We start from the raw sequence: 19,295 nt of genomic DNA, 5'->3' as shown, positions 1-19,295 counted from the left end.
TCAGCGCTGCCTCTCCTTCTGAACGTCGCCAATCTCTCATGTTAGCGACGTTCACCTTCACGCTCTCTCTTTGGTCGTCGCTAATCTCTCTTGTTAACGACGTTCACTCTTTCCACTCTCTCTATTCGTCGCCAATCTCTCATGTTAACGACGTTCACCTTCATAAAACATAAAAAACTACGAAGAAGGCGCACTGCACCTTCTTCGTAGTTAGGAATTTGCGGTACCTAATAGAAACCCTCAAACCGTATTATTGAGGTTATACGAAAAAATGGCTTATTTCATTGTTCCTATAGTAAATGGAAATCAATGACTTCTTCAACAACTACGTGAGATAATGGGACATCCTTTTTGCTTTTTCATAATCTGCCGGAGTATCAATATCGATGGTAATCAAGGGGTCTTCGATTTCACACGAATGTTGGACAACGGACTTCATCAGCTGGCGTCCCCCTTGATCCGTGATTTTTGATAATGGCAAAGCATCGATGTTCCCCCATACTACTGGATGCCCTGGTGTTTCTTTGTAAAAGGGCCGCAACACGAAAGGGTCTTGTCCTTGGTTGTATTTAATCGCTTTACTATGAATGGCAGAAATGGTTCTCTTCTGAATAAAAGGCTGATCTCCAAGAAACACCATCACAGTAGATGTTCGATTCATAAGATTTTTCATCCCCAAAGCAAAGGAAGTCCCTTGTCCTTTGTCATAGTCTTCGTTCGTGATCCATCTCAATCTAGATGAAGTGACACCCACATGGGATTTCACTCCTTCCTCCTCATGACCAGTCACAACGAGTACGTCTTCAAATGGATAGGCTAGAACGTGACGAATCGTCCATTCTAAAAGGGAAGAATGATTGAGCTTTAACAGCTGCTTAGGCGTTCCCATCCGAGAAGACGTTCCCGCAGCTAATATCAAAGCCCCCACTGAATTTTTTGTCATCGTTAGTCACTCATTTCTGTTCTCTACACTTCGTACGTCTTTCTGTTAAATAACGGCGAGCTGATCGCCTTTTACGAACTTTCTCTTATTCCGAGTGGCAATAAGTTCCGCTAGAATACTGATGCTTATTTCTTCCGCTCCTTCTGCATGGATATCCAACCCGATGGGGGAAGAGACCCATTTAGGAACCGCCGCCCCATCAAGGAGTTTCACGGTTCTTCGTTTCGGACCAAGAACGCCTAAATAAGCTAATTCTTCTTTTTTTGGCAAAAGATTGCGCATGATAAATCGATCTCTTTCAAAGCTGTGAGTCATAATTAACACATAACTGTTATTTTTTAATGCCTTCTCTTGCAAAAATTTCTCCGGGTGCTCACATATCCATTCACTAGCACTAGGAAAGTTCTCTTTCGTACAACGGCTTTGTCTAGGGTCAATCACAATCGTTGAAAAGTGATACTCGGCAAGCTTTTTCACGAGGGGCTCCACATCCCGACCTGCCCCGAAAAGGTAGAGTGTATCCACCGGATCAAACACTTCAGCAATATAGGTCGAGTTTTCTGGACCCCATTCAAATGAAGTAAATGCCTCCCCTGTCTTTTGGAAATGTTTGAACATTTCCCCACTCGCTTCCTCTCCCCCGAACAAGAATGGAGGCTCTAATAGCGCCTTCCCGTTCTCTTGAAAAAAATAGACCGATCCTTTCTCTATTCCATCGACCGCTTTGATCGTCACAACGCTATGACCTTCTTCTAGTTCTTTAAACACTCGTTCCCAACCGGCTTTTTTCGTTTCTTCTGTCCATTGCATCCGTTCTAAATACACGTAAACCTTTCCATTGCAGCCGGCACCTTGTCCCCATCCTAGATCATCCTCACTTCTTAAATCATAAGAAATCGTTTGAGGAACGTTGGAGTTTAACACTTCTTTCACTCGAAAGGATAAATCCTCTTCCACACAGCCTCCACTGACCATGCCATACTCTTCACCCGTTTCTGAAAAAAGCATTTTGGCCCCAACATGTCGATAAGCAGACCCATCAACTCGTATGACAGTGGCAAGGACAAATCGTTGTTCTGGATGCTTTCTCATCGTATATAGATATTGATGCATCTCTTTCATCGAATTCTTACCCCCTCAAGTAAATCTATTTTCCTGCTAATGAAACCCACCACTTCACTTCGAAAGTTTGTTTTCAGAACACAACCGCTAATCCCTCTAACCCTCACTAAGTTTCCTTAACACGCGATTGATGCCTCCGTATCCTGTACAGCGGCAAATGTTCCCGGATATGCTTTCTTTCATTTCCTCGTAGGTCGGTTTTTCTTTTTCCTTTAGCAATCCTTTTAGGGACATGACCATGCCAGGTGTGCAATAGCCGCACTGTAATGCGCCCTCTTCAAGAAAGAGTTTTTGCACAGGATCCAAGCTTTCCCCGTTCATTCCTTCAATCGTTTCCACATCTTTTCCTTCGCATTGATAGGCCATTGTCAGGCAGGAATTGGATGGTTTTCCGTCAATTAAGACCATGCAAGCTCCGCATCGCCCGATTTCACAGCCAATTTTTGTGCCTGGCAAATCGAGATCTGTTCTTAATAGATCAACGAGTCTTCGCGATGAAGCTGTCTGTATTTTCGTTTCTACGCCATTCAGTGAGAAGACAAAGGATGGATGTCTTGTTTCTACCGAGCTAAGCTCTGTTTTTGTTCCACTCATACGCGCTCCCTCCCCTTTTTTCTTTCCTCTTTATCCATCGGGAAAGGTTCGTCCCATACGTTCAAAATTGTTTCTGGATTTACTGGTAATTTGGTGACCCATTTTCCTGTGGCTTGTTTGATGGCAGAAACAATCGCTGGCGCTAAGGCAACAGAACCTATTTCACCCACACCCCTCGGTCCGTGTACATCCCCTTCAGGCAGCTCTTCCACAGCTTCTACATGTTGAATTTCCGGAACATCTGCGATCGTAGGTACTAAATACGTATCAAAATTCTTCGTCACATAGTTCCCATTTTCCATGAGGGCGTCTTCGATGATCGTAAAACCAAGGGCCATAATGCTTCCACCTTCAATTTGTCCTAAATAACCTAGAGGGTTCACTACTTCTCCAGCTGCCACTACGTGATCAATCCCCGTGACGCGAATCATGCCTGTCAACATGTTCACTTCTACTTCCGCAATCACCGAAGTAGACCCATACAAGTAATGGCCCCCTATGACGGGATCAGGAGTTACAGGAAAATCAAATTCCGTTGAACACTTCAAAGGTTCCGTGCAACTGGCAGCAAGCTCTTGAAAGGTGAGGACGAATTCTCTTCCCTCGCCCTGTTTAGCTTCTTTCCAGATCCCGTTTTTCCCAGTCTGCAATTGCTCCACAGGCTCCCCTGTAAGCTCATTCACCTTAAAAAATAATTTATCTAGAAAAGGTCGCTTCATATTTTGTAAAGCTCTCCAGACCATGTTCGTCGTTCGAGACGCGGTAGAAGAACCCGAAGGAGGAACAAGAGCCGTATCTCCAATAATGATTTCCAGATCTTCCACGTCACAGTTAAAGTGGTCAAGAAGCATAATCTCTAACGTACCTAACAATCCTTGGCCAAATTCTTCGTGTCCAAAAGCCACTTCAATTTTGCCTTGTTCATTCAGTCTGATTTGACCACCTGCCGGATCAGGAATCCCGTAACCTAACCCGGAACCATGCATAGCCAAGGACATTCCTTTTCCTGTTACGATCCAGGGCTCATCAACTGAAGGGGGATGCTCAGTTTTTTTATATAAAGGGGTTTCTTGAATGGCTTCCCATACTTGGCTTGGTCCATCATTCGGCAAGACTCTTTGCCCCAATGGTCCAAGATCATGAAGCGTCCGAAGATTCCGACTTCTCAGTTCCCACGGATCTACGTTGATTTTTTCTGCTAAGCGATCCATTTGACCTTCTAAGGCAAAAATAACTTGATTTCCACCAAACCCACGAAACTCCCCTGAAATCCCATTATTTGTGTAGACCGCTTTCCCTTTCAGCTCAATATGCGGGATTATATAGCAGCCTATGGCATGCTCCGTGGCGAAATTTAACACAGGACCCCCGAGCGTTGCATAGGCTCCCGTATCTGAGATGATCTCCACTTGATGGGCGATTAGTTTTCCTTTTTGATTCACACCGGACTTCATTCTCACCTTCATTGGGTGTCGCTTTAGCCCTGCGATGACTGATTCTTTCCTTGAATAGTGCATTTTGACCGGTTTTCCTGAGCTCAGGGCGAGCAAGGCACCGAACGGTTGAACATTCAGTTCATCTTTTCCACCGAACGATCCGCCAATGGGACTGGATACGACACGGATGTCATCAGCGGGAATGCCTAATATGCGTGCTAACTGCATTTGGTCCTTGTACCCGTGCTGAGTAGGGGAGTACACCGTTAACTTCCCATGTTTCTCAGGGACAAAGATCCCACCCTCGGTTTCCATGAACGCGTGCATTTGCCGCGGTGTTTCATAGGTCTCTTCCACAATCGCGTGGCAAAGATTAAAGGCTTTTTGAACATCACCTTTTGAATAACTCGTCTCGTGCAATATATTTCCCTCTGCGTGTAACAAGGGCGCATCAGAGCTTAGCGCTTTTTCTGGGGTATCCAGCACGGGCAGTTCCTCATACTCGAACTCAATGAGCTCCAATGCTCTCTCGGCAATCTCATTCGTTTCAGCCGCTACAGCTGCAATCGCATCTCCTTCATAGCGGATGAGGTCTTCGCAAAACACCGGCTGATTGGGTTCGGCAATGCCAAAGCCGTTTAAACCTGGAACATCCTTAGACGTCAACACGCTGACGACACCGGGAAGTTCCTTTGCTTTTGACGTATCTACAGAAAGAAGCCTAGCATGCGGCACGCCGCTTCTTAGAACTCTTCCAATCAGTTTTCCTGGGGACGTCATATCCGTTAAATAGCGGAGCTCCCCCGTCACTTTTGCTTGTCCATCTGGTCGAATCCGCCACGGACGACTGTTCGTTTGCTCATTCAAGTGCATGGTTGCTCCCTCCAATTCGATATAATTCACTTACAATGAGATTGCCGGCGACTTTTCGTTTATACGCTGCTGACCCGAAAGCGTCGTCTATAGGCTTGTAGTCTTGTTGAACTTGTCTAAGTACGTTATATAATAATTCACTAGAATATTCGTTGTTAATTATTTTCACTTCAGTATTCGGCAATCTGATTGGTACGACATTTCCTCCACCGACAGACAAACTCACGTGAGAAAATATGCCTTCTCCTTTTCTATAACACCCTGTACCTGCGACCGTTACGAGCGACGGAATGAAACTTTCTCTTCGACCGACTTTCGTATAAAACGCAAACTCGTAATGTTCACCTTTACTTTTATCAGTTGGAATATGAATAGAAACTAAAATGTCACGAACCTCATCTTGATTCAACAACCACTCCTCGATCGATTGATATACAAGTTCGTCCCCATTAAACCACATCAATTTAGCATTCAACACGATAAGGGCAGGAATCGCATCGCCCACACATGAAAGAATATTGCCCCCAATCGTTCCTTGATTACGAATGGAAGGTCCAGCAATGTTCTTACATGCTTTGACTAAAACTGGCGCTTTTTCATTTAGTGTGGGGTTGGTGATCATTTCAGCAAGAGTCGTAGACGCTCCGATGACGACTTCCTCTTGGCCTAGTTGACCTTTCAAGCTTATATCTTCTTTCACTTCAGGAACCTTATCAAGACTGATCAGATGTGGAGCCATTTCCTTCGTTCCTGCCTCCCATTGGGTCCGAAGCCACGTTCCACCAGATACAAAACAACATTGATCAGAAAGTTTCGACGAGAGGATCCATGCATCATGTAAATTATCAGGTCTCCACACTTTTTCGTTGGTTATCATGACTTGATCTCCTCTCTATGCTTATTTTCGTCAGTGTAAAGCGTAGAGGAATCCATGTCATTGTTTGAAGTAACTAAAAGAAATGGAACGATTTAGGCATTTGCTATAAAATCACTAACTAAAATAATCACGTAAACTAGCCGTTCATTTTCTCGAAAAATGGCTTGTTCAAAACATAGTTGTTAGTTAAATGATCGCCCTTATGAGTAAGGCCGTTCGTAATTTATGAATATCCTCTGCCTTTTTTAAATCGACATTTAATCGTTCTTCACATTTTCTTATTCGGTAAATGACGGTATTTCGGTGAACGAACAGTTCTTTTGCCGTGTCAGCGATCTGACAGTTCTTCTCGATGTACACCGACAATGTTTCAATCAAGTCTTGCTCATCTTTGCGATCAGATTCGGCGAGTGATTTTAATGAAGATACATAAAAATCCCTTAATTTTTGCGGAGCGACCGTCCGAAGTAATTCCGTTACTCCTTTTGTATTACAGTTTTGTACAAACTGCTTCTTTCTCGACCGGAACCCGGACCTTAAAGCATCTAACGACTCCTGGTATGAGTTCGGGACATGAAGGAGTTGTTCGGCAATGTTTCCGATCCCAAACGACATCGATATGAACAAGTTTTCGTGAATCTCCCCTTGAACTTTTTTTATTTTCTCCATGACTTGCTGTTCAGGATCTTCCGTAAACCCTTCTGTCCCAACTAAAATGATATAGAGGTCACCTTTCGTAAAAATAATGTGATTCTTGAAGTAATAACGAAGCCAGACCTCCATTTGTTCATAAATAGAATCTTTGTACATTTGCATATGAGATTCTGATATGTCCAATAACCCGCTATAAAGATCTTCGTCCTTATCCAATTTACTGGAGATACATATATAATGATGGTTGCTTTTTAAGTTGTAGAATTTGCCGCGCTTAGCAATGTCTTTTTCAGATGAATAGTTGCCCTCAACAAAGTCAGTAAGAAATTCATTTTTAAGAATTCGGGCATTTTGCTCGACCGCGTGAATTTTCATCAATTCGAAAGAGGTGACATTTGCTGCTTGTTCTATTGCTAGGACACTCGCGGAGGTTTCTTCAGGAATCTCTTTAAAAACAATCAAATACCCTTTCTGATAAACATTCGTTTGTACTGGAAACACCGTGGCCATCTGTCTCTCTTTTATATGAGGAAATTGAATCTTTAATAGCAGCTTCTCCTGTGAGGTAATGTCCCGAACTTTCAACTCTTCATTGATTTGATAGGCAATCTCATAATAAAAATCTTCGCCATACTTTTTCGAGGCTGCAATCGTCTCTAGCCGGTGATTCATTAATACAACTGGCGATTGGATTACTTTCGCTAACCGGTCAATGACCTCATAAAGCCCCTTTCCAGAAATGATAATATCTGAAAATTTCCTGTGAATATCCAACGCATAATGAAGCTCCTCGGTCCGTTCCTCTAGAATCAGTTTCAAAGATTCATTGACGACCTCTCCTAACGAGGGCTCGACGGGAAGTTCGATAATTGGAAAATCTAGCTCGTTAGCTAAAGCGATCACATCCGCTGGAATCACTTTTAAAAATCGCTGTATTTTCAATCCTAATCCTGCACACCCTTGCTTTGCCATCTTCTCCACAAGCTCCAATAAAGCTTCTGGGCGATTTTTGATCGAATAGGCTGTTGTCAAAAGAAGTTGGTTTTCCTTTAAAAAATCTATGATATCGGGGGCATCCATCATATTGACAGACTGCACGTCCCTTTTTAATCCTTCATGACCAGAAATGACTGCCGCTCCGTTGAAAATGGATTTCTCCAAAAGGGTTTCAAGTTTCATGATTTGCCACCTCCATTACCTAACATCTCTTACTAACCATATAGTTAAATAGTCAGAATAAAAAGAAACCTGTTAAAAAACTTTACAAAGAAATTACATTTTTTAGCGTTATCATCCAAAATAAATCATAGGATCATTGGTTTTTCGCCTAGATAGTTAGATATATCGTCTAAATGATAAAGAACATTGGCATGAATCAAAGAAGTAAGGGGAGACAGTCATGAGAAAACGTTTGATCAACGGTCAAGTTTTTGACGGAGAACAATTTCTACCGAAAGAGATTGTCATAGAAAATGGCATCATACAATCTATTGAAGACCCTCATCATGCTGAAAGAGACCATCCGGTTTTATTGGATGTTAAAGGAGCGATGGTCCTACCAGGGTTTATTGACCCTCATGTGCATTTCAATGATCCCGGGAGAGCAGATTGGGAAGGATTCCCTACTGGTAGTTCTGGCGCTGCGGCAGGTGGGATCACCACCGTATTCGATATGCCGCTGAACAGTCACCCGTCTGCGAACACTTCCACCGTGCTAAACAAGAAAAAACAAGCTTTGCAAGGTCGCTCTTATACGAATTACGGTCTTTGGGCAGGGATGACTGCCGATGTGGTTGATCATGAAAAGGAACTGGAAGCGATGATCGATTGCGGTGTGGTTGGATTTAAAGGGTTCATGTCAGACAGTGGCATCGATGATTTTAAACGCCTCAATCGATCCGCCCTCTTCCAAGCGATGAAGTTCTGTGCCCAGTCTAATAGTCTGTTAGCCCTTCACGCAGAATGGGAAGAAACACTTTCCCGATCTAGCTATTTGCAAAAACAATCTCCACGATCATTTTTAGATAGCAGACCGGTGAAGGCGGAAATGGATGCGGTAAAGCTAGCTATGGAAGCAGCGGCTAAATATGGAACGAAGGTACATATTGTTCACGTTAGCCACCCTGACGTTGTAGATATCATTCAAACTGCAAAAAAATCAGGGGTCGACGCGACATTGGAAACCTGTCCACACTACTTGCTTTTCAACGAAGAGGATTTCATTCGTGAAGGACCGTTATTAAAATGCGCTCCCCCAGTAAGAGATTCAGAAAGTGTGGAAGGACTGTGGGATCGTATTGGAGCTGGACAAATCGATTTCATTAGCTCAGATCATTCTCCTTGTCCACCTTCTATGAAACTTGCAGGCGTTAAAGATATTCGTGATTCATGGGGAGGAATTCAAAGCGTTCAGTTTGGCACGACCGCTTTTTTAAGCGAAGCAAAAAAACGAGGATTATCGCTATCGAATGTCCTCCCTCTTCTCACATCGAATATTTCTAAGAGGTTTCCTCCTCTTCAAACCCAGGGAGAAATCAAAGTGGGGATGGAAGCTCATTTCGCTATCTATGAGCCCGCTCAAGTAACCTTGATCGAAAAACAAGATATTCTTTTCCGCCACAATTATTCTCCCTATGTGGGTAAACAAATAGAAGGAAGGATTTCTCATACGATCGTCCACGGAGAAGTTGTTTTTGATCGTCCATTCGGCATGATCGGTCCCTTTGTCGGTAGAGATATTTGCGCCGAACACTCCCGCTCATTTGATCACCTATAACCGTTCAATTTATTCTTTAGGAGGTTTCACATATGTCAAATACATTTCACGCTTTTTCAGATTTCAATGTAGTCAAAGAACCGATCGAGGAAGGACCGTTATCCGGCCTCACCTTCACTGTGAAAGATGTCTTTCACCTAAAGGGGATTAAAAATACAGCAGGAAATCCTGATTGGTACGAAACTCATGAGGCGGCTGAACAAACCGCCCCTGCGATCACTTCCTTGCTTTTAAACGGGGGAAAACTTTCAGGAACCACCATCACTGATGAACTGATGTACAGTCTTCAAGGAGAAAATGCTCACTATGGCACGCCGATAAATCCAACTGATCCAACGCGAATTCCAGGAGGTTCCTCCAGTGGTTCCGCTGTTTCTGTCGCAGCAGAAATAACAGATTTCTCTCTAGGAACAGATACAGGGGGATCCGTGCGCATCCCAGCCGCATACTGCGGACTCTATGGATTTCGCCCCACACACGATCATGTTCCTATCGATCAGGTTATTCCACTAGCCCCCTCCTTTGATACGGTCGGCTGGATGGCAAGAAATTCGAGGACGTTACACGACGTTGGCGAAGTCCTTCTGGGTAAAACAACCAAGCAGACTGGATTTTCGCGAGTGATGGTCAGTCAAGAGGCATGGTCCTTGGCTGATGAAGACACGCAACAGGCCTTAAGCCCGTTTCTTTCAAAACTAGAAATAGAGATGGGCAAACTAGACTGGATTGCTGTTTCCGAAGAGGGTTTGGATGTCTGGGCCAATGCATTCAGACTCATACAAGGGAAGGAAATTTGGGACACTCATGGAACCTGGGTAAAGGCTACTAAACCTCGTTTTGGCCCGGGTATTAAGGATCGATTTCAGATGGCAAGCCAAATCACTTCAAGTGAAGTAGAACCCCAGATCGAACTTCGCAAACGGGTGAAACAGCACTTACTTGACTTGTTGCAAGACGACGGTTTATTGATCATTCCAACAGTCCCTGGTGTCGCTCCAAAGCTTAACCTACCAGACGAAGTTGTGGAAGAACGGCGAAAACGGACACTTCAACTGTCTTGCATCGCCGGCTTAGCAGGATTACCTCAACTGACAATCCCTTTAAAAGAAGAGAGTGGCTTGCCGGTTGGCTTATCGATCATCGCAGGTCCAGGCCAAGACTTGTCATTATTAAAATGGGTAGACGATCTAACATTTAAAGGAGAGAAACGATGAAATTAGCTATGATACACGATCCAAAAACAGAAAAAGAGATCGCTGCCATCGAAACATCAAAGGGGCTTGTTCCCATTCATACAATCAATGAGTTAGAAAACAAACAATGGGCGGTGGATCTATTTACGATGCTTCGAGAAGATCAATGGAAAGATATTACGACTTGGTGGAAAGAAGGTGGGCAGACAAGTCTCGAAACGATGCCGTCTATCCCTTTTGAGCAAGTGAGCTACGCTCCACCTATGAGAACCCCTGGCACCATATGGGGAATCGGATTTAATTATGTAACCGATTTATCACAAAAGGCAGAGCAAAAAGGGAAAGATCCGGTTACCTTTTTGAAACCGACTAGCACGATCATTGGTCTGGAGGAAAACATCGTTCTTCCTTCGTTCTCAAAGAAGACGACGGGCGAAGGTGAAATTGTTATGATTATAGGAAAACGTTGTAAAAATGTTTCCGTGGCCGATGTCCCGGAGGTCATTGCTGGCCTCACAACGGGCATCGATATGACAGAAGCTGACATTCACGCTGCCAATCCGAGATACCTTGCCAGAGCCAAAAGCTTCGATTCTTTTTTCAGTTACGGACCTCAAGTCGTTTCTCTGGACGAGATTGACGACCTTTCAAACCTAACGATCGCAACCGTTCAGAACGAAGAAGTCATACACGAAAACTCAACATCACATCTGATTTACTCTCTCTCTGAAATTGTCGCTCACATTTCCAATGCAACAACATTGCTTCCTGGAGATGTTATCCTTACCGGTACACCCGGCCCTACCGTCCTAAGAAACGGTGATCAACTGGAATGCCGCGTAGATGGATTCGAGAGTTTGAAGAATTCGGTTGTGCAAGGATAAAAAAGTGCCGACCCCCCATTCCATTAACGCATTACTCCATCGGGGGTCAGGCACTGTAATAATTCTTGACAAAATTCTAAATTTTCTATATATTTAGTAATTAAGTTAATAGTTGGCGTGGAGAATTTGAGAAGCTCATTGAATACTGCCTGATAGCCCGGCAGTTCATTTGTGAGCTTTTTTCATGCAAACTATGAATTTTAATTATTTGGGAAGGAGAATTTAATATGCAAAAATATTTTTTTCAAGTCATTTTGGTAATCGCTTTCTTAATCTTATTACCGGGTCATTTGAAAGCGGAAGTTTCTACAGAAGGATTTTTACTTGAACAAGGAACACCTCCTCCGGGAGCAAATCTTGCAACTTGTGAACCAACTTTAGACAAGCCTAACCCGATCGTTCTTGTTCCAGGTACATTTGAGAGAAGTGCGCAAAATTGGCTTACTCTTTCACCTGAGCTTGCTAAGAGAGGATATTGTGTCTATGCAATGAATTACGGATTAACTCATGCGGGACCCTCTACTGGTGATATTGAAGAGTCAGCTCATGAATTAAAAGAGTTTGTAGATAATGTTTTACAATTAACTGGTGCAGACAAAGTAGATATTATTGGGCATAGCCAAGGCGGGATGATGCCAAGACATTACTTGAAGTTTTTAGGTGGAGATAAATTTGTAGAGAATTTGATTGCTTTTGTTCCTTCGAACCATGGAACGACGGGATTTTTTGGTTTAGAACAGATCAATTCGGGAGTTGCTGATATTTCTTCTTGTAAAGCTTGCCAACAACAGCTAGTTGGATCTGAGTTCGTAGAAGAACTGAATAAAGGGAATGAGACACCAGGAAATGTCTCTTATACTGTCATTTCTACAAAAAAAGATCAAGTTGTTATTCCATATACATCTGCATTCCTTAACGGTCCTGAAAAGCAAGTTTCAAATATTACTATTCAAGACTATTACCCATTAAGCATTATTGGTCACCAAGAAATTGTCTATGATCCATTATCATTTTCTTTTGTTTTCGATGCACTAGCACATCAAGGCCCTGCTGACCCTGATCGAGCAGTCAGATGGATTAGATAATAATTTAAAAGAGTGCCTGACCCCCATTCCATTAACGCATTACTGCATCGGGGGTCAGGCACCTCAATCAAACTACAATTTAAACCGTTCGATCTCGCGCTGAAGCTTGTCTGTGATGACGTTCAAGTGTTCCACCGCGGCTGTCATTTCTTCCATGGATGACGTTTGTTCTTCAGACGATGCCGCAACATTCTGCGTATTCGCTGTAATGCTCTCTGCATTCGTAGATATATTCTGCATGTTTTCAGTGACAATGGATGTTTTCGTGTTTATTTCGTTTGAAATGGCAGAAACATCTTCGGATCTGTCAGCAATTCGTTTCGTAGCGCTTGAAATGTTTCCAAATAACTGACCAACCTTCTCGATGTTTTCTTTCCCGACACTGACTTCTTCACGGATTGTCCTCATTTTCGCGACGGAATCGGATGTATCTGTTTGAACTGACGTGACGAGCGAAACGATTTCTTTCGATGAATTGGAGGTTTGTTCAGCTAATTTCCGAACCTCGTCGGCCACAACAGCAAACCCTTTCCCCGCTTCGCCCGCTCTTGCAGCTTCAATGGCTGCATTTAAAGCTAGTAAATTCGTTTGTTCTGAAATGTCATTAATGACGTTCACGATGCTTGTAATTTCATTCGTTTTCGCTTCTAGCCCTACTAATTTCTCTGTATATTCCTTTACAGTTTCGTGAATCGTGTTCATGTCGTTCACGGATACGGTGACGACTTCATTTCCCTCCTTGGCCAAACGATCATTATTGGTTACTTCTTGATTCACGATGGACGCGGCTTTATCAAGCTTTTCTAATTCTATCGCCACTTCTTCAATCGCTGTCATGTTCTCAACAGACAAGGCTGTATTGGAGTCAATTGCATGAGCGAGCTCTTCAATCGAACTTGAAATTTGCTCTGACGTTTTCTCGTTTTCTTGGATGGAAGCCAGAACCTCTTCAGAAAAAGACTGCACTTCCGTTGTGGAATCGGTCACTTGAGTGACGACTTCCCGAAGATGATTTTTCATTCGATTGACACTTTCACCAAGGGAGGCGATTTCATCGCGACCTTTGGATTGAATGTCTGACCCGCGTAAGTCTCCTTCTCCAATCTGAGAGGCTGTTTCATTTACCTTTTGTAACGCTTTGATCACTCGTTTAACCGCTGCATAAATGATAAAGGTAAAGAGCAACAGGAGACCACTTACAGTAATTAAGATGAGGAAAAACATCGTCTGAGTTCCTTCGAAAAATTCGTCTGAATACGCCCCTACGGATAAGTTCCAACCCCACGGTTCAAAATATTCCGCATATAACACCTTTTCTCTCACTTCACCATTTGGTTCATCCCATGCGTAATACATGATCTGCTCATCGGCGTTCTCATTTTTTGCGACGTCAACTATATCTCGAATCACATATTGTCCTTCACTATTTTGCAAATCATAGCCGTCGGCACCTTCCATAAAAGGGTGCATCGCCGCTATATAATCATCATCCCACACAATGGCATAACCTTGGTCACCATAAATATACTTCGTACCGGAAAAGTCTCGGTTCCCTTCGCTATCCATTTCACCTAGTAAAATTTGTTTCGCCAACTCCTGGCCTTGTTCTTCGGTCAGTTCCCCTTGCTCCACTTGCGCATACACGGCTTCAACGATCCCCATAGCACCTTCCGTAATGCTTTGCAAATGATCTTCCCCTGATTCAGCTAAATTCGTTCGGAAACTGTTGTAAAAGACAATGGACAAAACGAGCGCGAATATCGTGAACAACAGAACCGCTGCGAATATAATTTTAGGTGCTAATTTCATGTTTTTTATCTTTGTAACCATTTTATTAATCCCCTTTTTATTTCTCTACGTAATTTGTCAACGATGATTCATTGTTTCTTTTGATGCAGTATTTCCACCTTATTTCATCCACCCTATTCAGATTCTCCAAACTCCCTCCTTCAAAAACAGTCAGACATTCTTACTTGATTATTTATGTAGTGATTCATGCAAGATTTAAACGAAGTCATTTAGAAAATATCGTATAATAATAAGTAAATTGTCATTTAGATAGTTCTTTTATAGTAGTTCTATAGATATATTAAACTGGAATCTATCAATCTTCAATAGCTCATCTTGAATTTTCAGGAAAAAGTGCGAACTTAATAGAATAGTCATAGGAACATTTATTAAACTCCTTACAGGCTAGGTAAGGCTGAACAGAGTGGGCTGGAAACTTAGGTAATACCCTGTTTTTTATGCCTTAGATCCCAATGCCCAATGAACAAAAAAAGTTCCCGCCCCTCAACGCATGAAAGCGTTAAGAGCAGGAACATAACCACTCTAGTTATCCTTAATTAAACGGGCTCTCCTTCTTCATCGATTTATCTCAATTACTGTCCAGCTAGAAAGCCCTTTTAGTCAGGTTTTTTAAACATAAATATATAAAATGCGGTCAGGTTGACCACACCAAAAATAATGATTAGCAACACAAATGAGTTAACGAATAGATTTACGCCAGCTCCTACAACTAAAGCCAGGCCACTGTAAAAGAGGACCGCTGAGGCTTTCCCCGCTTTCAAGTTTTTGTGAAAACTTGCTAAAATCCATACCAATCCTACGACCATAAATAAACTATTAATCCAAATCATGAACCTTGCCTCCCTAAGTACGAAAACACACTGTAATATCACATCTATTCTATCTTACATGATATTGTCTTGCTAAAAAAGGCAAAAAAATACCTGCCCCTTAACGCAGTAACGCATCGGGGGTCAGGTATCTCACCTAGTTATTGTAAAAATTCATGTTCGTCAATCTTTGTTATCACTGTCTTTTCTTCTAACCATCGAGACGTGGCGATGTCTGGATTCCAGAAGAATAATGCATCTTCCACTAGATTTGTTCCTCTTAGAGCTTCATCTACCGCTTCTGCAGTTTTAGCGCTAGGGTTGTTATTGATTGCCCCTGTAGAAACAGGTGTGAACTGTCTGTTCTGCATAATCACTTCACGCACTGTGTCAGGAAAATCACTGCTGTCTACTCGATTCAGCACAACTTCCGCCACGGCAACTTTTCCATTATATTCTTGTCCCATCGTTTCCGCGTGAACTAAACGTTCTAGTAAATCACGGTCAGCGGCGTTTAGTTCTACTCTTGAACTATTGCTGACAGTAGCGCTATTGCTACCTTGATCCCCTACTAGATTAAGAGTCGATCCCGCTAACAAGAAATCGCCTTCCACATCAGGGTTGAATCTGTAAAGGTCGTCCAAACTTACGCCATAACGTTTCCCAATATAGTAAAGGGTATCCCCTTCACTTACGAGGTACTTATCAAATGGCGGGGAATCGAATTTCTGTAAACTTGCCTCTGTAACATTTGCTGCTGTAAAAACAAACATTCCTGCAAATAGTAAACTAGCTAACTTTTTCAACATCATTCAAACCTTTCTTTTCTTAAATATTAGTCTGTGAACAATTGTGTCCACGTATTTTCATAGTGTCCTACACCTATTTTTGAAAAATTACGATTTAATATATTTTCTCTGTGTCCTTGAGAGTTCATCCAAGCATTCACAACCGCTTCCGGGGAACGTTGCCCTTGCGCAATGTTTTCACCGGCCGTTCGGTACTCGACACCATATGTATCAAGCATCTCAAACGGTGAACCATATGTTGGACTTGTGTGGCTAAAGTAATTATTGTCAACCATGTCCTTTGACTTGGCGTGTGCCACGTTCTGAACTTCAGAGCTACTTTCTAGCGGTTGCAATCCGTGATTCGCACGTTCTTCATTCACTAGCCTGACAACCTCTGCTTCAAAACTATCATCAGCCGGTTCAACTTGCTGTTGACCATTGTCTTCTTCTACAAGTCGAATTATTGAACCTACTTGCATGTTATACGGATCAACATCCGAGTTGATTCGTTGCAGTTCGCTAGAATCCAGTCCATAACGCTGAGCAATATAAAAGAAACTATCGCCTTGACTTACTTTGTAAGCTTCAAACGGCGGCTCATCGAAATATTCATACGCCCCTGCGGCTCCAGCATAAATTCCCATCGCTATCGCAACAGATAAAAATGCTGTAACGTACTTCCTCATCTTAAGACCATCCTTTCGTCTGCTAACTTTATTGGATTTTACAGTTATCAACGTTAACCCATATCTCAAAATTTTTAAACCAGTAAATTATTCCAGTAGACCATGGGCCGCAGGAACGGTTCTTCTGGCTAATTAGGATACAAATAAAAGAGTTTGTTTTAGGAGTTTACTACCTTTAGCTTATTAAGTTGGGGTGTCTTCGTCGCCAACTTCCTATGTTGACGACGTTCACAAACCTTCACTCCCGCTGTCCGTCGCTAATCCAATCTTGAAACTCCCAAAATTCCTGAAGAACCTATACTCCTCATATACAACACCAACACGTCTAAAAAGTTTTACCCCATCAATCCTAGGGAACATGAAAACCGACTCACAAAAATCCCAATTTAATTCTACTTACCTAGAGGTGATAGTCATGGAAATACTAGCTATAGCAATCGTAGCCACAGCCTTGGTTATCATGGGAATATTAATCGCAAATATAAAAATATTAACGGCGAAGGAGGCAACTGGTAAAGATAACAATGATATGAATAAAACCAAAAATACTATTTTCATTGGTTTTGGTATATTGGCTGCCTTGTTGCTCGTGGCTTATCTCATATTCGGTTAATCGCCTGTCGCTGCACATTAAAAAACATATAATCTCTACCCTAACATCTAATCCCCACCTATATAAAAACAGCCCGGACAAAAGTCCAGGCTGTCACACAATCGTTTATTTCTCTTTCAACTCAATAATAGTAACAAGCTCCACGTGGAACGTGTGTGGGAATAAATCCACCGGTTGCACTTCTTTTAACGTGTAGCCGAATGGTTCCAACTCCTGAAGGTCCTCCGCAAAGGATTCTGGATTACATGATACATAGACGATACGTTGAGGTTGCGCTCGGCCGATTCGTCTCATTACTTTCCCACCAGCACCTGACCTTGGCGGATCGATTAACAACAATTCAGGCTTGCCAAAGCTCTCCAACATTTGATCGATTCCTTTTCTTGCGTCTTTAGCCAAAAACCGGGTATTTGATAGTCCATTATCTTCAGCATTGCGCTTGGCTGATTCAATTGAACTTTCCACTAGCTCAATCCCAGCCAGCTCCTTGACTCGATCGGCAAATGGAAGGGAGAATGTGCCCACACCACAGAATAAATCAATCATCTTTTCCGTTTTTTTAGGTTGTCCCATTTCAAGCGCTAATTCCACTAGTTTTGCCGCTTGTAACGGATTTGTTTGAAAAAATGTATCAAACCAAAGTCTAAAGCGGTAGCCAGCCATTTCATCATTAATAAAATCTCGTCCCGCTAACACGTGATCCTTTTCAGACTGAGCCCGGTCTGCCCAATCAGTATTTTCAAGCCATAACAAGCTTTTCACATTCGGACAACGTTCTGTAATCCGCGCCACCAAATCATCCGCCGCTTGCTGAAGGGGTCCTTCTGGTGCCTTTGTTGCAAAAAGAGCGAGCATGATTTCTCCCGTTGCAAAAGACTGTCTCACCATCAAGTGCCGCAACAATCCCTCATGGAGATCTTTGTCGTACCCTTCCAATTGATGATCTTTCACCCACTCAGAAACCACCATCGTGGCATCAACCATCGTTTCTCCTGCGATCAAGCAAGTCTCGAGGGGGATAATTTTCCTGAAATTCCCCTGTTCATGTAGACCAAGGTCCCCTTCTGGCGAAAAAGTAAACTCCATTTTATTCCGGTAGTGCCAAGGATCTTCCATTCCAATCGTTTCGCGGACAAGTCCCTTGTCATACCCTTTATGTTCCAGGATCTGTTTCACATGTGCCGTTTTATAGTTCAACTGTCCTGAGTAATTCCAGTGTTGCCAAATACAGCCGCCACACTTTTCAAAATGAGGACAGGGTGGTTCGACTCGTTCCGGGCTAGTAGTGAGAATCTCCTGAGGATTCGTTCGCCATTTCTTCCGGTCCGGGCGATCAACCGTCACTTTCACTGTCTCGCCTGGAAGGGTCTGCGGGACAATCAACCTTAACTTTTTCGGGTTCCCCTCGTCATTCTCACGCCAAGTCGACCCTCGCCCTGACCCTTTATGATCTAAATGCTTTATATCAACAGTCATCGTTTCCCCTTTGATATTTTTCACTAAATGGTCCTCCTTCGTGCTTTGAAATCTTTTAGTCACAAAAATAAATCCTATCCTATTATAAAGGAGGACAGGGAAATAAGAAACCTTTCTTCTATACTTGACAATCGGATAATATAGGCCTCAGGAAAAACTTAAGTTTAAGATGCTACGCACAAAAACAGGAACCTCAAATTTGAGATCCCTGCCTTATCATCTTATTAAAAAAATCTACAGCGATTAGTAATCTATCGCAAGTAGCTTTTCGCCATCTACTTCTACTTCTTCTAACTTGTTGTGGAATTGCTTCAACTGGTCATCGCCCAAACCAATGGTCTTTGTCCCATCCGTACCGGTTACTACCACTTCGCCATAGATCGAGTCGTTCATTTCACCTTCGTGTTTTAACACAAGTGTTTTCTCTTGATTTAACACTGCTGCTTTTGGATTCTTCCAAATAACTATATTATTCGGGAGATAAAGAGCTTCTGGTGAACCCTTCACTAACCCTTGGATAGATTCAATATTGAATGTATCCAAGTTCTTTTCTTCAAATCCTTTTTCCTTGTTGCTTAAATGTAAAATACTCATCGGCTCATCTCCTTATAGCTTGTTATTTGCTTTCCACTCTCTCTTTAACCATTTTAATGGAACTTAAAACATAAGCTGGG

Annotated in this window: 17 protein-coding genes and 1 riboswitch; of the genes, 5 read left to right on the top strand and 12 right to left on the bottom strand. The window is 42.6% G+C overall.

Going from position 1 to position 19,295, the window contains the following annotated elements; all coding sequences use genetic code 11:
• Positions 1-187 precede the first annotated feature (187 nt).
• Positions 188-287, bottom strand: a riboswitch (purine riboswitch).
• Between the two features lie 38 nt (positions 288-325).
• From CR194_RS04240 to CR194_RS04215, 6 genes are all read right to left on the bottom strand, one after another.
• Positions 326-943 carry a nucleotidyltransferase family protein gene (locus tag CR194_RS04240; RefSeq protein ID WP_110608381.1) on the bottom strand — a complete coding sequence of 206 codons (618 nt, stop codon included), beginning with the start codon at positions 941-943 and terminating at the stop codon, positions 326-328.
• Between the two features lie 45 nt (positions 944-988).
• Positions 989-2,065 (bottom strand): XdhC family protein, encoded by a 1,077-nt coding sequence (locus tag CR194_RS04235; protein ID WP_110608380.1) that lies wholly within the window; start codon positions 2,063-2,065, stop codon positions 989-991.
• A gap of 96 nt (positions 2,066-2,161) precedes the next feature.
• A complete protein-coding gene (locus CR194_RS04230; RefSeq protein ID WP_110608379.1) occupies positions 2,162-2,659 on the bottom strand; it encodes a 2Fe-2S iron-sulfur cluster-binding protein in 498 nt (165 codons plus the stop codon).
• Positions 2,656-4,968: a xanthine dehydrogenase subunit D gene (pucD, locus tag CR194_RS04225; protein ID WP_110608378.1), complete on the bottom strand. Its 2,313-nt coding sequence runs from the start codon at positions 4,966-4,968 to the stop codon at positions 2,656-2,658. Before pucD ends, CR194_RS04230 begins: the two co-directional genes overlap by 4 nt.
• Positions 4,955-5,845 (bottom strand): FAD binding domain-containing protein, encoded by an 891-nt coding sequence (locus CR194_RS04220; RefSeq protein WP_110608377.1) that lies wholly within the window; start codon positions 5,843-5,845, stop codon positions 4,955-4,957. Before CR194_RS04220 ends, pucD begins: the two co-directional genes overlap by 14 nt.
• Before the next feature lie 186 nt (positions 5,846-6,031).
• Complete coding sequence (locus CR194_RS04215; protein ID WP_110608376.1) at positions 6,032-7,678, bottom strand: PucR family transcriptional regulator; 1,647 nt, start codon at positions 7,676-7,678, stop codon at positions 6,032-6,034.
• Positions 7,679-7,898: 220 nt separating this feature from the next.
• On the opposite strand from CR194_RS04215, the gene allB reads away from it, so the two are divergent.
• The 4 genes from allB (at position 7,899) to CR194_RS04195 (ending at position 12,437) form a co-directional block, all read left to right on the top strand.
• Positions 7,899-9,275, top strand: coding sequence for an allantoinase AllB (allB, locus tag CR194_RS04210; protein WP_110608375.1), 1,377 nt, complete (start codon positions 7,899-7,901; stop codon positions 9,273-9,275).
• A gap of 32 nt (positions 9,276-9,307) precedes the next feature.
• The gene (locus CR194_RS04205; RefSeq protein ID WP_110608374.1) at positions 9,308-10,489 is read left to right on the top strand and encodes an amidase; all 1,182 of its coding nucleotides are present in this window, start codon (positions 9,308-9,310) and stop codon (positions 10,487-10,489) included.
• The gene (locus CR194_RS04200) at positions 10,486-11,352 is read left to right on the top strand and encodes a fumarylacetoacetate hydrolase family protein (protein WP_110608373.1); all 867 of its coding nucleotides are present in this window, start codon (positions 10,486-10,488) and stop codon (positions 11,350-11,352) included. Before CR194_RS04205 ends, CR194_RS04200 begins: the two co-directional genes overlap by 4 nt.
• Before the next feature lie 227 nt (positions 11,353-11,579).
• On the top strand, positions 11,580-12,437 hold the full coding sequence (locus tag CR194_RS04195; RefSeq protein ID WP_110608372.1) for an esterase/lipase family protein: 858 nt from the start codon (positions 11,580-11,582) through the stop codon (positions 12,435-12,437).
• 72 nt (positions 12,438-12,509) lie between these two features.
• Here the strand turns inward: CR194_RS04195 and CR194_RS04190 are convergent, their stop codons facing one another.
• From CR194_RS04190 to CR194_RS04175, 4 genes are all read right to left on the bottom strand, one after another.
• Complete coding sequence (locus CR194_RS04190) at positions 12,510-14,246, bottom strand: methyl-accepting chemotaxis protein (RefSeq protein WP_233254218.1); 1,737 nt, start codon at positions 14,244-14,246, stop codon at positions 12,510-12,512.
• 596 nt (positions 14,247-14,842) lie between these two features.
• Positions 14,843-15,076, bottom strand: coding sequence for a hypothetical protein (locus tag CR194_RS04185; protein ID WP_110608370.1), 234 nt, complete (start codon positions 15,074-15,076; stop codon positions 14,843-14,845).
• A gap of 140 nt (positions 15,077-15,216) precedes the next feature.
• Positions 15,217-15,867, bottom strand: a complete 651-nt coding sequence (locus CR194_RS04180) for a cell wall hydrolase (protein ID WP_110608369.1) — start codon at positions 15,865-15,867, stop codon at positions 15,217-15,219.
• A gap of 23 nt (positions 15,868-15,890) precedes the next feature.
• Positions 15,891-16,532 carry a CAP domain-containing protein gene (locus CR194_RS04175; RefSeq protein WP_110608368.1) on the bottom strand — a complete coding sequence of 214 codons (642 nt, stop codon included), beginning with the start codon at positions 16,530-16,532 and terminating at the stop codon, positions 15,891-15,893.
• Positions 16,533-16,947: 415 nt separating this feature from the next.
• On the opposite strand from CR194_RS04175, the gene CR194_RS04170 reads away from it, so the two are divergent.
• Positions 16,948-17,145, top strand: coding sequence for a hypothetical protein (locus CR194_RS04170; RefSeq protein ID WP_110608367.1), 198 nt, complete (start codon positions 16,948-16,950; stop codon positions 17,143-17,145).
• 105 nt (positions 17,146-17,250) lie between these two features.
• Here the strand turns inward: CR194_RS04170 and rlmD are convergent, their stop codons facing one another.
• Together rlmD and CR194_RS04160 are read right to left on the bottom strand one after the other, a co-directional pair.
• Entirely contained in the window at positions 17,251-18,621 is a 1,371-nt protein-coding gene (gene rlmD / locus CR194_RS04165) for a 23S rRNA (uracil(1939)-C(5))-methyltransferase RlmD (protein WP_408640734.1), read from the bottom strand.
• Between the two features lie 243 nt (positions 18,622-18,864).
• The gene (locus CR194_RS04160; RefSeq protein WP_110608365.1) at positions 18,865-19,215 is read right to left on the bottom strand and encodes a DUF3846 domain-containing protein; all 351 of its coding nucleotides are present in this window, start codon (positions 19,213-19,215) and stop codon (positions 18,865-18,867) included.
• Positions 19,216-19,295: the final 80 nt, after the last annotated feature.

It is taken from the genome of Salipaludibacillus keqinensis (assembly GCF_003226325.1).
Lineage (GTDB): Bacteria > Bacillota > Bacilli > Bacillales > Salisediminibacteriaceae > Salipaludibacillus > Salipaludibacillus keqinensis.
Note: the sequence above shows the minus strand (reverse complement) of the source record. Positions and strands in the feature narration are given on the sequence as shown.